The organism is Siphonobacter sp. (assembly GCF_048595215.1).
GTDB lineage: Bacteria > Bacteroidota > Bacteroidia > Cytophagales > Spirosomataceae > Siphonobacter.
The window spans coordinates 19,470-34,266 of sequence record NZ_JBMDWJ010000223.1 but is presented as its reverse complement, the minus strand read 5'-3'; the positions used below and the strand labels follow the sequence as shown (position 1 = coordinate 34,266).

Annotated in this window: 9 protein-coding genes; 2 read left to right on the top strand and 7 right to left on the bottom strand. The window is 48.3% G+C overall.

Features of this window, described 5'->3' with window-relative positions:
- Positions 1-120 precede the first annotated feature (120 nt).
- Complete coding sequence (locus ACOJTG_RS14050; protein WP_420154402.1) at positions 121-1,848, top strand: glycoside hydrolase family 9 protein; 1,728 nt, start codon at positions 121-123, stop codon at positions 1,846-1,848.
- A gap of 123 nt (positions 1,849-1,971) precedes the next feature.
- Here the strand turns inward: ACOJTG_RS14050 and nadE are convergent, their stop codons facing one another.
- The 4 genes from nadE to ACOJTG_RS14030 all read right to left on the bottom strand — a co-directional run bounded on the left by nadE (position 1,972) and on the right by ACOJTG_RS14030 (position 6,731).
- Positions 1,972-3,990 (bottom strand): NAD(+) synthase, encoded by a 2,019-nt coding sequence (gene nadE, locus ACOJTG_RS14045; protein ID WP_420154401.1) that lies wholly within the window; start codon positions 3,988-3,990, stop codon positions 1,972-1,974.
- 109 nt (positions 3,991-4,099) lie between these two features.
- Positions 4,100-4,855: a hypothetical protein gene (locus ACOJTG_RS14040; protein ID WP_420154400.1), complete on the bottom strand. Its 756-nt coding sequence runs from the start codon at positions 4,853-4,855 to the stop codon at positions 4,100-4,102.
- A 293-nt stretch (positions 4,856-5,148) separates the two neighbouring features.
- On the bottom strand, positions 5,149-5,787 hold the full coding sequence (locus ACOJTG_RS14035; protein WP_420154399.1) for a cysteine hydrolase: 639 nt from the start codon (positions 5,785-5,787) through the stop codon (positions 5,149-5,151).
- A gap of 41 nt (positions 5,788-5,828) precedes the next feature.
- Positions 5,829-6,731 carry an ROK family protein gene (locus ACOJTG_RS14030; RefSeq protein ID WP_420154398.1) on the bottom strand — a complete coding sequence of 301 codons (903 nt, stop codon included), beginning with the start codon at positions 6,729-6,731 and terminating at the stop codon, positions 5,829-5,831.
- A 967-nt stretch (positions 6,732-7,698) separates the two neighbouring features.
- Here ACOJTG_RS14030 and htpG point away from each other — a divergent pair.
- Positions 7,699-9,513, top strand: a complete 1,815-nt coding sequence (gene htpG / locus ACOJTG_RS14025; protein WP_420154397.1) for a molecular chaperone HtpG — start codon at positions 7,699-7,701, stop codon at positions 9,511-9,513.
- 191 nt (positions 9,514-9,704) lie between these two features.
- Here the strand turns inward: htpG and ACOJTG_RS14020 are convergent, their stop codons facing one another.
- The 3 genes from ACOJTG_RS14020 to ACOJTG_RS14010 all read right to left on the bottom strand — a co-directional run bounded on the left by ACOJTG_RS14020 (position 9,705) and on the right by ACOJTG_RS14010 (position 14,714).
- Complete coding sequence (locus ACOJTG_RS14020; RefSeq protein WP_420154396.1) at positions 9,705-10,064, bottom strand: BlaI/MecI/CopY family transcriptional regulator; 360 nt, start codon at positions 10,062-10,064, stop codon at positions 9,705-9,707.
- Positions 10,065-10,218: 154 nt separating this feature from the next.
- Positions 10,219-12,123: a M1 family metallopeptidase gene (locus ACOJTG_RS14015; RefSeq protein WP_420154395.1), complete on the bottom strand. Its 1,905-nt coding sequence runs from the start codon at positions 12,121-12,123 to the stop codon at positions 10,219-10,221.
- Positions 12,124-12,368: 245 nt separating this feature from the next.
- Complete coding sequence (locus ACOJTG_RS14010) at positions 12,369-14,714, bottom strand: TonB-dependent siderophore receptor (protein WP_420154394.1); 2,346 nt, start codon at positions 14,712-14,714, stop codon at positions 12,369-12,371.
- Between the last annotated feature and the right edge of the window lie 83 nt (positions 14,715-14,797).

Below are 14,797 nucleotides of genomic sequence, written 5' to 3'. Positions count from 1 at the left end.
TGACCGGACAAAGCTACAGTCGTTTAGCGACATTTCGTCGATTCCAGCGGCTTTGCAATTGCCGTACCTGAGGCTCCGCCTTAACTTGCGTATATTCTTTGCTCTAAACCCAGCATCCGTATGCGTATCCGATTTCTGTTTTCCCTATTACTGACCAGCGGCACGTTAGCTGCTCAAACCCCCACCGAATCCATTCAGCTCAACCAGATTGGTTTTTATCCGAAGGCAACCAAACAAGCCATTGTACCCGAAGCGGGCCGCACGTTTGCCGTGGTTGCCAGACGGGATACCGTATTCAGGGGTACGCTGAGCGAGGTACGAACCAATTCATACGCCTCCCGGCAGACCCGCGTAGCCGATTTTACGGCTTTTCAAAAACCTGGCACCTATCAGCTGATCGTCCCGGAGATTGGCACTTCGTACCCGTTCAAAATTCAGAGTAATATTCACCGGAACGCCGCTCAGGCCAGTATCAAAATGTTTTACTACAACCGGGTTTCGGACCCCCTAACAAAAGCCTACGCGGGCAAATGGGCCCGCCCCGTAGGTCATCCGGATACGAAGGTGGTGGTACACCCTTCGGCGGCATCGAAGGAGCGGCCGGCGGGTACGGTGCTGTCTTCGCCCGGCGGCTGGTACGATGCGGGCGACTACAACAAGTATATCGTGAATTCGGGTATTACGGTAGGAACGTTGCTCTCGCTGTATGAAGATCATCCGGCTTTTGTTCAGAAACTTTCGCTAGATATTCCCGAGAAAACGAATGCTATTCCGGATTTACTGGATGAAGTACTCGTCAATCTTCGCTGGATGCTCACCATGCAGGATCCCAACGACGGCGGCGTGTATCATAAGCTCACCAACGCCAAATTCGATGGAATGATTATGCCGCAGAATGCTCATACCATACGGTACGTCGTTCAGAAAAGTACCGCCGCCACGCTCGATTTTGCGGCAGTGATGGCTCAAGCGGCCCGGGTATTCAAGCCTTTCTCCAAAGCATTGCCGGGTCTGTCGGACTCCTGCCGGGTCATGGCGGTACAGGCCTGGAACTGGGCGAAGGAAAACCCCAAAGTTTTGTACGATCAGGAGGCCATTAATAAGGCCTTCGACCCCGACATCAGCACAGGCACGTACGGTGACCGCGACGTGAGCGATGAGTGGATCTGGGCCGCCGCCGAGTTGTATGCCCTGACGAAAGACAAACAATACCGACTGGCCTGGCTACCCGACCCCAAAGCTCCCCTGCCCTCCTGGAATCAGGTCCGGACCCTGGGTTATTATACCCTTACCCGTTTGCAAAAGCAATTACCCGAAGCAGCTCAGAGCGAAGTGGCGGGGCTGCGGGCTTTGTTACTGAAGGAAGCTGATGCGTTGGTGGCTGACTATGCGGCCAGTGCTAACGCTACCGTAATGGGCCAGACGGCAAAAGACTTCAGTTGGGGTAGCAGCTCGGTTGCGGCGAATCAGGGGATTGCTTTACTGCACGCGTACCGACTGAGTCCACGAAAAGAGTATTTAGCAGGAGCCTTGTCGAATCTGAATTATCTGTTGGGACAAAATCCGACGGGCTACTGCCTCCTGACGGGCTTCGGGAGTAAGCGGGTGATGCACCCTCACCATCGGTTGTCGGAAGCAGATGGCGTCGTAGACCCCGTACCCGGTATGATTTCGGGCGGCCCTAATCCGGGACAGCAGGATAAGTGCACCACCTACCCTTCAAAACTACCCGATGTTTCGTTTACGGATGATGTCTGCTCCTATGCTTCCAATGAGATTGCGATCAACTGGAATGCTCCGCTGGTGTATCTGGCGGTAGCGTTGGAGGCGTTGCAGGGGAAGTTTTGATGTTTAGGATTACTTGATTATCATCATTTGTAAACGTTTTAATAAATGGCTGGGGACGCGTCAAAGACGCGTCCCCAGCCATTTCATTCATTCCACAACGGCAGCAAACCCAGCCGAGCTATTTTAATTTCCAAATCCAATCCGCCGGCGTCCCAAAGGACTATTGGCCTCTTCCCGCAGTTCGGCCAGTTCTTTTTCGAAACCGCCTGACAAAATGGGGAAACGAAGCCAGGTACGTGGGTCAAGGTTCCGGTCATCGATGTGGAAGCTGGGAGCATACCGTTCGCGTTTCCACTGATTACGACTCCAGAGACGGAAGAAACGTTCCGTCCAGGCAACCAGCTCTTCCCGCGTATAGATACCTTCGAAATCCAGTTCCAGCTTTTTGAGTACTTCCTTCGGCGGCTGCTTATCGCGGAAGCCGTAGGTTTCGATTGCATTGAGCACTTCGTAGGGCATCAAATCGGCCTCATCCGTTTGCTTCCGATCTGCGGGGCGTAATTCGGCCGTAGGTTGCAGGTTGTTCATGGCGTTCAGGCCTTTCACTTTCAGGGTACCCCCCAGACCTACTTCTTCCAGCCACAGGAGCCATTTCCGGAGAAACGTTTTATCGATACCCGCGAGCGGCGAGATACTACCTGCCGTGTCACCATCCATGGTTGCATACCCTACGGACGCTTCCGACCGGTTGGAAGTGGAAAGCAACAAACAGTTGTAAATATTAGTCAGCAACCAGGCACTCGGAGCCCGTACCCGAGCCTGTATGTTTTGCAGGGCAATGTCATCGGTGTCCCAGCTCAGTTTACGATCCAGTCCGGATTCAATGAGTTCTTTGTAGGTTTCAACGAGGCCATTGATGTTGACGTCGTAGAAACGGGCGTTCAGATCTTCAGCTAGTGAGGTTGCCGAAAACTTCGTCTCCGCCGAAGAATTTTCCGTTCCCTGCCAGATGCAGTACAGCAGTTCATGTACGATTTCCTTGGTCGAAGTCGCCTGCTGAATTTTTTCAATATAACTGAGTCGTTGTTTGAATCGCTCAATTCCAATACTTTCTACGCCCAGTTCCACCATCAGGTATACCAGAGCGGCACAGGCCGACGAGTCAGCACCCCCCGAAAGCGATACAACAAAGCCCTGGGAACGACTTTTCCGCAGGTAGTCAAACAAGGCCAGCGATACGGCCCGAGCAAATTCCTCTTCCTTTTGGTAGCCTTTCGCTTCCCAGTCTTCCAGTACATACTGGTTGCGGGCCGGACGAATTTCGGGCCACTGAAAGGGTACGGAAACCATCAACGCATCGGCAACTTTGCTGAATACGGCCCGGTTCTGCGTTTGCTCGAGGCGACCTTTTTCCAGATCGACCGTTGCTGTGACCATGTAATGATCAGTATAGCTGAAACGCGTACCCGAAGCCAGCATCTCTCCAGACTGGGCGATCATGGCATCACCGTCGTAGATGGCCCGGCCCGCTTCGTTACCCAACAGATTCGAATACACGTACACACAGCCGAAAGAGCGACTGCCGTCCTGTACAAACCGTTCGCGGGTCTGGCTTTTGAAGAAGCTAAAGTGGCTGGCGGAAGGATTCAGAATAATATCTACCCCACGAGCGTATAACTCGCGACCGGGACGGTTGGCAATCCAGGCGTCTTCGCAAATTTCAAAACCGATTTTGGCTCCCGCTACTTCGAAAAGCAGATCCCCCGCGGGGTAATCAATCCCATTGATTTTTACGTTGGTTCGATCCCCGGCTGACCACGCATGAAACCAGCGAGTTTCGTAATGAATCCCGTTATTGGCCAGGTTTTTCTTCAGTGCAAAGCCCCGAATCTGTCGATTGACAATGAAACAGGAAGCATTGTACAACTTGTTGTTCAGCATTAAAGGCAAACCCACCGATACGGCCAGATCGGAAGTGTAGGGAACGATCTCCTGCAACTGACTCAGGGCCGTTTCCGCTACGTAGGGTGCGTAGAACATATCTTCGCACCCGTATCCACTCAGACTCAATTCGGGTAAACACAACAACGTAACCTCCTGATTACGGGCTTCCTCAATACAGGAAAGAATATTTTGAAGATTGCCATTCCAGTCCAGCGGAATGGTATTCACTACGCCTGCGGCTAATTTAATGAGCTTCATACCCAGTCAATTTCGATAGAAAAAACCGTTCGCACCATCCGGTACGAACGGCTAGAGAAGTAACCATTCCGTTTACTAAAAGATTACACCAGGCCGCAAATCGACCGTACTAGTTGAGGGTAGCCGCCAATTTGTCGAGTTGATCTGAGCCAATGTAATCGAGTCCAATTTTCTGAAGGGTCTGGTACGCCAGAGCCGTGTTCGGAGTTCCCCATACGCGGGTTTTCTGACCGTTGGCGTGAGCTTGAGCGACGAAGGTTTTTAGTTTTGATTCTACCTCCTTCGAGAGCGGTGTAATTCCATCCCAGGCCTGCGTACTGAATTCTTTAAAGTCGGCACTAATCAGTGGTACGCGTGCCTTTGCATCAGCCGCATAGCTTTGAGAGCGACGCCCATCAAAATTGATGATTGCATCATAGTTTTTAAATTCTTCCGGACGAGGCATATTACCACTCACTACAAAGCGAACCTGTTTGAGTTCAAATTGATGTGATTTGAGTAAGTGCTCCAACAGGGGCAACGCTTCCGCATCCTTCAGATCAACCATTAATTGCAAGGGATGATGGCCCGGATAGGGATAGCCTTCGTGCTGCCGTACTAGTTTGAGTAAAGGCGTCAGATACAATTGACGGAAGGTACGCTCGGGTTTGATTTCGCTGCGTTCGTGAGCCACCATCAATTCCCCGTTTTGTACGTACACGTCTGCTTCGATCGAGCCAAAGCCCAGAGCATACGCGTTTTCTAGGGGTTTACTTTGTTCGTAATCGTTGTGCGAATGGGCGGATGGCCGATATTTAAAGTTCGTTTGGGCTAAACCTACGTGGATCGTTCCCAGTAAAAGACAGGCGGTAAATAGGCGTTTCATTGCACGGATAATTTTTTGAAGAAGAGCATTTTCGTTCAAATATGGCGTTTAATGATTAGGTCTAGTCGGTGGTGGGGACAAAAATTTAAATGTGGATAGCCGCGTGCGACGCTCCAGACGCATACACCCGCTCTGTAATCCTATGATTTCCTAGGCATTCAGGAAAGGTCTGTTAATGGATCAGGAATATTCATTCGTTACGTATTCTTGGCCTTGCTGCGGAAAATTACAGCCGCTTTGCATTCCTGTAAGAATAAAAAAGCGACTCAGCAGTACTGAATCGCTTTTTTTATTTATTCGTAGCCTTTCCCTACCAGCTCCACTTCCGTACCTACGGAGCTTAGAAACTCCTGATGCGTCATGGGCTGACTAAACATGGGAAAATCCTTGGTCAGAGCGTTGTCGTGTTCCTCCTGACTTAGTGTTGCACAACAATCGGTCAGAGTCATGACGTAATAACCTTTTTCGTAGGCCGTCCGCATCGTCGATTCCACGCAACAATTGGTGAGAAAACCCGCCAGAGCGATGTTTTGTAAACCTCGGTTTCGCAGGATAAAATCGAGGTTCGTACTGGCAAAAGCACACAATCCCCGTTTTCCTTCGATAACGATATCCTCGGGATGCGGATGCAGGTCTGAAATAATTTCAGCACCCCAGGTTCCCTTTTTGAAGGCTCCGGCGTCTTTCACCCCTTTCAGAATCCCGTACGGCGTCGGATTCAATTCATGGTAATCTTCCGTGAAAGAAATCGGTACGTGTACAATCTGTACACCCGCTTCCCGAGCCTGCCGAACCAGTTCGATGGTATGCGGAAGCATCTGAGTCGATTCCATAACGGTCTTTACGCCGTCATGCAAAACACCTCCTTCGGTCGTAAAATCATTCTGAAACTCAATCAGGACGAGAGCCGTCCGGTCTGCTGAAAGTTGCATGGCTGTACGAGGTTTAATTTTGAATAAATGAGAGGTATTTATTACAAAAGAGCTGCTCCGAAAACGCCCGCACTATCGCCTAACACGTTTTTCACTACTAACACGTCAGGCTTAGGCGTAAAGATGTGCTTTTGAGCCCGCTGCACACCTTCAGTATACAGCAGATCAATATTAGATACACCGCCTCCAATCACAATTACGTCCGGATCAAGCAAATTGGTAATGATTGACAACGCCTTGCCGAACTGATTCAGCATGCGTTCAACGGTAGCCGTTGCAGCCGGATCAGTACCGGCCTGATGGCGGGCCAAAATGTCAGGCATACTACGTTTTTCACCGGCTTCCTGCGTGTAAAAACGTTGAAGCGAAGGTCCTGATAATACGGTTTCTACACAACCTACATTTCCGCAGTAGCAAGGCCCTCCGGATTCATCCAGGAAGATATGCCCCCATTCACCGCCAATTCCCTGACGACCGCCCCATACTTTTCCGTTGATCACCACGCCCCCACCGACACCCGTACCCATAATGATACCGAATACAACCTGAGCCTTCGGGTATACTTCGGGTGCAGCACCCAAAAGGGCCTCCGCTAAGGCAAAACAGTTGGCATCATTGGCAATCAAACAGGATACGCCCAGCCGTGCTTCAAGATCTTTCTGCATGGGCTGATCATTCATTACTACGGTATTACAACCCCGCATCGTTTGCGTAACGGGATCGAGCGTACCGGGTGTGGCAAAGCCAATTCTCTCCGGCCGTTCCCCTAACTCTTCAATAACCTGGTTAACCAGTTTTTCAATCTGATTAAGAATATGTTCGTACCCTTGGTCGGCTTCGGTAGGAATCCGGCGACGAACCCGGACTTCTTTGATGTTGTCGGCGTTTAATACGGCACACTCAATTTTGGTGCCTCCCAAATCTATACCCCAAAGATGATTCACTACTTGAAATGTTTAGTTAAGCAGAGGCGAATAAAAGGGCTTTTGCTCGTGTCGGCAAATTTACCCCTACTTTATCCAATACATAGAAATAAAAAACCTCTGTCGAGCCGTTTAACTGCGGGCCTGACAGAGGTACATATGCGGATACTCCTAAAACGCTAGTTTGCTACGAAACAACTATGGGTTCTTAGTGAATCTGGCTGAACGAAAAGACGGTCAACAATAAACCTAAAAATAAAACTGCGGCAATGAGATAGTCCGTCGGACTGATGGATTTGGAGGAAACAGGTGCTTTCATAAGTTGGGTATCGTTATTTAAGGCTGAAGAGCTTTAGGTCACTCAAGAATTACTATTGCAAAAGTACAATTTAAATATTTACATTTCAAAGTCGCCCGCCGCTCTGTGAGTACCGATACTAACGTAATTCGTCGTTAAAGTGTTTTCAATTTTTTACTACTTGGTAACGTCTTTGAAGCATTTCCTGCATTATAAGACTCATTTACAGGAGTTTAAATAAGTAAAAATACTCATTTGTCTTTAAAATATGACTTCCGCTTCGCAGCATTTTCACATGTTGATAACAAAAAAATATTTTCAATATCCTGGTAAACAGTAGCCTTTATTTCCCGTGCTTAAGTAAAGCTTTATACACTAAGACACTGTTTACAATAAGACAGTACGGAAAATTTTTTAAAAAGGATCATTCCCGGACCTTGTAAAAAGTAAAACAGACGGCACTTTTTATGCCGTCTGTTCATAGGTTATCAATACGAATTGTTCGAGGTAAAGCAGGATAAGCAACTAATATGCAATTTTAACTTATTTTTATACCAACAGTATTACCTTTTTTTCACCTTACTTGATACGATTTTGTCTTTATCTGTCAATATGACATTTTATTTACTTAGGAATAAACTTTGCTAGACTTTTCTCCGATTCACCATCATTCCAACTTATTACATACCAATGGATACAACCACTTTTCATGAAAAGGGGAATATTTCGATTCACACGGAGAATATTTTCCCCATCATTAAGAAATTTCTGTATTCCGACCATGAGATTTTTCTTCGCGAATTAGTATCCAACGCCGTTGATGCCACGCAGAAAATCAAGCGATTAGCGTCTTTGGGCGAATATGGCGGAGAATTAGGGGATTTGACAATTAAGGTTTCCGTTGATAAAGAAGCCAAAACCATTACCATTAGCGATAAGGGTTTGGGCATGACTGCCGAGGAGATTAAAAAGTATATCAATCAGATTGCTTTCTCCGGTGCTCTGGAATTCGTGGAAAAATACAAAGATCAGGGTGTAGAACGGGGAGCGATTATTGGTCAGTTTGGACTGGGCTTCTACTCGGCATTCATGGTAGCCTCGCAGGTAGAAATCGTTACTAAGTCGTATCAGGATGCTCCGGCAGCTCGCTGGATTTGCGATGGTTCAACGGAATTTGAGATTACGGCGGCTGACAAAACCGAACGTGGTACGGACATTATTCTGCACGTTGCTCCAGATTCAGAAGAATTTCTGGAACAGTACCGTCTGAATACTATTCTGGAGAAGTACGGCAAATTCCTGCCGATCCCCGTCGAATTCGACGGTAAGGTGATCAACGAAACCGAACCCATCTGGACGAAAAATCCGAACGACCTGACGGACGAGGACTACCTGAAGTTCTACGAAACTTTGTACCCGTTCTCGGAAAAACCGCTCTTCTGGATTCACCTCAACGTAGATTATCCCTTCAACCTGACGGGTATTCTCTACTTCCCCAAAATCAAGAATGAACTCCAACTGAGCCGTGAAAAGATTCAGTTGTACAGCCGTCAGGTCTTCATCACGGATGAAGTAAAAGACGTCGTTCCTGACTTCCTGATGCTGCTGCACGGGGTGATCGACTCACCGGATATTCCGCTGAACGTAAGCCGTAGCTTCCTGCAAGCTGACGCGAACGTGAAGAAAATTAACGGGTACATCACCCGTAAAGTAGCGGATAAACTGAACGAACTGTTCAAGAATGACCGTACGGGTTACGAAGAGAAGTTCAGTGATATCGGCCTCTTCATCAAGTACGGTATGGTGTCAGACGACAAGTTCTACGACAAAGCCAAGGATTTCGTCCTGCTGCAAAGTGCGGATGAGAAGTACTATACGCTGGAAGACTACAAAGCCAAAACCGAAGCGACGCAAAAAGATAAAGACGACTCGCTGGTATGGCTTTACACCACCGACGCCGGTAAACAGGATGCGTACATTCAAACGGCTCTGACCCGGGGGTACGATGTCCTGAAGCTGGAAGGTGCGATTGACCCGCACTTCATCGGTAAGATGGAGCAGAAACTGGAGAAAACGTCCTTCAAACGCGTGGATGCCGACAGTCTGGATCGCCTAATCGATAAAGGTGTTACGGTCGAAAGCGTACTGAGTGAAGACGAGAAAACGTCCCTGAAATCCCTGTTCGAAGGCGTAGCCGGAGCTGGGTACTCAGTAGATGTACAACCCTTGAGTTCCGACGAGCTTCCGGTAGTATTGACCCAGAATGAGTTCATGCGTCGGATGAATGATATGTCTAAAATGGGCGGTCAGCCGGCCTTCTTCGGTTCGATGCCGATGACGTACAATCTGATCATCAACGCAAACCACCCGGCCATTTTACGCGTAAAAGATTCCGCGGATTCGAATCTGGCTAAGCAACTCATTGACCTGGCTCTGTTGTCACAAGGCTTACTGAGTGGCCCGAGTCTGACGGAGTTTATTAAACGGACGGTAGCAACCGTATAGTTGATAGCTGGTAGATTACAGGAAAGGCCCATTCTCTGGAGAGAACGGGCCTTTCTTATTGACCTATCCTAGGAATTTGAACCAAGGTATACCTTACGAATGGTCAGCTAACTATAGCTATTCATGATTCTCCTCAATTGAACATCGCCATTCGGGGCAGTTTCGCTCTTTTAGACGTATTCACCTTACTGTTAGTTTTTGCCTTCAATCATTTTTTGCAGTTGCTCAAGCTGCTCCGATGTAATCTGTTCTTCCCTGGCCATAAAAGAAAGTAAGCTCGTGGTAGAACCATCGAAATAATCGCTGAGCAGTTTGCGAAACCCACTTTTCCGGTAATCTTCCTTGGGAATTTTGGCGAAGTATTCGTACGTACGACCGTAGGCTTTATACCCCAAAAAGCCCTTCGATTCCAGTATTCGCACAACGGATAAGATCGTATTATAGGGCGGTTTGCCCGGCATCCGCTCCACCAGATCTTTGATGAAGAAGGGCGTATCCAAATCCCAGATGGCCTGCATCACGCGTTCTTCAGTGCGGGTAAGTTCTTCCATTTCTTCGTTAAATTGTATCGAACCAAAGGTTCAACTTATTTTTCAATTACAAAACTGATTCTGCAGTTTTGTAACTAGATTCTTAATTATTAAGACTAAACACGAAAAATGGCCGGCTATCAGGCCGACCATCTTGAGCTTTCGTTGGGAGAATCTATTGTTTCGCTGCGGGTTCCCAGACGTTGTCCTTACGGTTTACGTCCGGAATCATTAGACCGCTAAGGGTAATCTTTTTGATGGGTTTACCGAATTTCTTATCTACTTCAAAGGTCTTCGCTCCGTCTTTCCAGTACCGGGCCGTTTCGTTGATCTCCTCGGTCGAATCATCGTTGAACAATACGATCAGCCGAATAGGTACGGGCAATGAACCTTTACGCGTTACGACGATCTTTGTCTTTCCTTTCTTATCACTGACATCGGTCAGAGCCAGATCGGGATAGCCTTTTTCGAAGAACCAAGGTTTCCAGTACCACGACAAATCCTCTTTCAGGTAATCATTGAATGAGAAGAAGAAATCGTACGGCATGGGGTGCTTTCCGTTCCAGCGAGCCATGTACTCCTGCAAGGTGGCTTTGAATTTATCATGACCCAGCATATCCCGTAGAAAGGTATACGCCTGCGAAGGCCGCATATAGGTGGCAAACGTATACGCCGATCCGTTGAGCAGGTTGGTTGGTACCATCATGGGTTGCTCCTGCTCTTTTCCAGCAAACTGGTCAAAGTAAGCGGCGTTGGTTTGCTGCGGCATGAACTTCTTAGGCATTCCGGCGATGTCGAATTCCAGCCAGTTGGGCAGGGTTTGAGCCCAGCCTTCGTCCATCCACGCGTACTTCCGCTCGTTGATTCCCATGTAAAAAGGAAAATACGTGTGAGCGATTTCGTGAGCCGTCACTTCGGCCGCAAAAGCCGGAGGATATGAACCATCGTTTACGAACATCGGGAATTCCATCCCACCCGACCCGTTGAATACGGTTTCATTGGGATACGGAAATGGTACGCCGGGCAGGTAGGTCGAGAAGTACTCCACGCACTGCTTAGCATACCGGCATACGTCATAAAAATCTTTGCTGGAAGGGTGATATACTGCGGCAACGCCCGTCCGACGGCCCGTTTTCGGATCGGCTACGGCACTGGCGGCATCCCAGAGATAGGTATCCGAAGCGGCAAATACGAAGTCAGGTACGTGCTCGGCCTTGAAATGGTAGGTATGCGTACCCGTTTTGGCGAGGGTGATTCCCCCTTTTTCGCGATCCGTAGACGAAACGATTTTCACGACTTCACTGGATGTACGCGAGTTTTTATACCGATTTAAATATTCCGTGGAAAGAATCTTATCCGGATTTTGCCATTCCCCCGTCGCCCACACCAGGTGACTGGCCGGAACGGTGATGTTCACGTCGTAGGTATTAAAGTCGTTGTAAAACTCCTTCTGACCCGTATAATCCTGTTTGTCCCAGCCATCGATGTCGTCGTATACGGCGATCTGTGGGTACCAGTAGGCCACCATGTACGAAGTATTGAAATAGATTCCTTCGCGGATGTGGGTTTTGGCGGGAATCAGGTAATTCCACTTCACATCCAGGGTCAGTTTTTCACCCGGTGCCAAACCTCCCCGAACGCTCACGAACATATTGGTACCATTCCGCTGAATTTTGGCTTCCATACCATTGATGCTGATGCTTTCTACATCAACGCCGCTTTCATTAATATCCGAAGGGTCGATTTCACGTTCATCGCGGTTGGCATCTTTCTTGAAGATGTCCGGGTACAGTCGGACCACCAGATTTTGCAGACGGGTCGTACTGTTATTGGTATAGACAACCTGTTCCGTACCGCTCAGTCGACGCGTAGCCGGATTCAGGTCTACCTGAATTTTATAGTCTGAATGATTTTGCCAGTATTTCGCACCCGGCTTGCCGTCCGTGCTCCGCGTGCCGTTTTCGTAGGCTTTCTGAATTTCCAGGGGTACGGGCAGGTTCTGCACTTCCTGGCTCAAAGCAGCAAAGGAGGTCAGGAAGGCCGCCGCCAGCAAACCAGATTTTTTACTCGTGAGAAACATGATGAAGGAATGATTTAATGTGAAAATCTGGTCTAATGTACGGAAGAGTTTTCAGTTTGCCGATCTGGGCTAGGAGTTTATGAAGATTAAGAAACGCAATCTTATTCTTTTATTTACTAGTATAAAGGCATGTCTCCGAATGAGTTCAACACCACCCCTACCCGGATTACGTTTAGATAGGCTATTAAACAAGAAAGGCCCCCGGTTATACCGGAAGCCTTCGAAATCGATCTACTAGCGTGCGATCAGAATTTATAAGTAATGCCAATCCGAGAATTCCGTCCTGGTTCAGCTTGCCAGTAGTAATAGGAAGCATAGGCCGATCCACTGTACAGGTATTTATCCAGGATATTGAATACGTTAGCGGTAATGGTGATGTGCTCTTTTTCCCAGAATACGCCGCCGTCCAGACGGAAGTAGTTAGGTAAGGCTCGCTGGTTAGCCGCAAACCAGGACCAAGTCGTGCGATCCCCCTGATAGGAGAAGCCTGCTGAAAGCCCCAGTCCTTTCAGAACACCTTTGGGAGCTTGGTAGCTCAGCCAGGCATTGGCTACATGTTTAGCGTAACCCGCTACTTTATCTCCTACATTCGCCTCGCTCGTTTGCTTAGTAATTTTCGAATCGGTTAAAGCATAGTTCGCTACTAAGCTTAAGCCCGGTAAAATCTCCCCTTTAAGGTCAAATTCGATGCCTTCCGTCTGGGTTTGTCCTAGTTGCAACACGTAGGTTTCGTTAGCTACATTAGTAGGATCGGGTGAAAGCTGATTGTTTTTCAGAATCCGATAAACCGACAAGCTCGTATTCCATTTACCACCGAACCAATCTCGTTTCACACCTGCTTCTAAGTTATTACCCGAAATGGGTTTCACCGTACCGCCGTTTCGGATTAAGCCCGTTTGCGGTACAAAAGTCTGGTCGTATAAACCATAAACCGTGGTTTGCGGATCAATCGAAATGCTCAACCCAACGCGGGGCGTAAAGCGTTTGCCCGTTGTAAAGGTGTTGTAGGCATTGTCTTTCACATATGTGTACCGACCCGCCAGGGTCAGGCGAATGCGGTTGTCCAGGAAGCCTAGTTCATCCTGCAAGTATAAGGCTGTATAGGTTTGCGTAACCGTTCCATAGATACCCGCCCGCTGGGCTAGACTTTTGCTACGGTCAAATTGCGGATAACCATTCACGGGTGATCCGTACGTCGGATGATACACGTTGAAAGTTCCTGCAGTATCTAGACTATGCGACCGACTCCAATCGGCGAGATATTCCTTATTCCCCAGGTCCAAGCCCCCCAGAATCCGGTGGTGGATAAAACCCGTTTGTTCTTCGCCATTTACAAAAACCTGACCAAATTTAGAAACGTTGGAAGCGTCCCAGATCCCGACGCTACGAATCAAATTACCGGCACTATCGGGGTCAGCTGCAGGCCACAGAGAAGTACCTTTTTGTTTGTAATTAAAGTACGAAGCCTGAGCCGTTACTTTCCAGTTTTTGCTGAGCTGATGTTGTACATTCAGCGTCAGGTTATGGTCGTCTACGTAAGTCGGATCCAGACCAGGGTCCAATAGCGTAAAATCGCGGGGTAATACGGCGTAGCCTGCTTTTGCAAATGAATAATAGCTTCCTACGTCCGACATTTTCACGTGTTGATAAATGTATTCGGCCGTTAAAGTCGTGCGATCATCCACTTTGTAGCTGATCACGGGGGCAATACTATAGCGATTATTGAACTCGTACGCTCGGAACGAGTTCTTCGTTTGGCCCATCACATTGAAGCGATACCAGACTTTGTCTGAAAGTTTACCATCCAGATCGGCCGAGGCCCGGTACATATCGTAGCTACCGAGTAACAGGCTGGCTTCACCCTTTGTTACACCCGTCGGGCGTTTCGTAACGACGTTGTACATACCCGCCGGTTCGCCATTCGACATCATAAAGCCCGCCGGACCTTTTACAAATTCAATGTGATCTACTACGCTCATGTCTTCCGTCAACGGACCCCAGCTAGACGTAACATTCATTCCATTACGGAATGCCGAAGCACGGGAGCCCCGCATATTGATCCGGGCGTACAGATCACCCCAGTGTTCCAGACGCGTGGCTCCGCTAACATTCCGGATCACACCGTCGTTCATCGTGGTTACCTGCTGAATCTGTAAGACCTTACCCGTAATCACTTGAATATTCTGCGGCGTCTCCAGGATGGGTTCATTGATGCGAAGCGTCGAAGAAACCTGATTAGAATGGTACGGATTCTGGGCCGAGCGAACCACGACCTCATCGAGCTGGCTGGACGTTTCCTGAAGCATAAAGGATACGTTTACCGTCTGCCCTTCCGTCACTTCCACGGATTGCTCTTGTGACTTTAAACCCACAAAACTGGCTACTAACGTATACTTGCCAACCTTGATTTTCTGAATCGTAAACTTTCCTTCGTGGTCAGACATCGTTCCAATTGCCCGGCCTTTAACACCTACCGAAACATTTTCAGCCGCTTTACCGTCGGCCGTTAGCACCTGCCCCGTGATTTGCCCCGTCTGGGCAAATCCACTGAAACCAAGAAGAAGAAAAATGAGTGTGTATAGTGATCTCACAGATATGAATTGTTTGGGGAGAAAAAACTCGCCACAAATCTATACCTATTTAGACCAATTAAAAACAAGAATGATTATTTAAT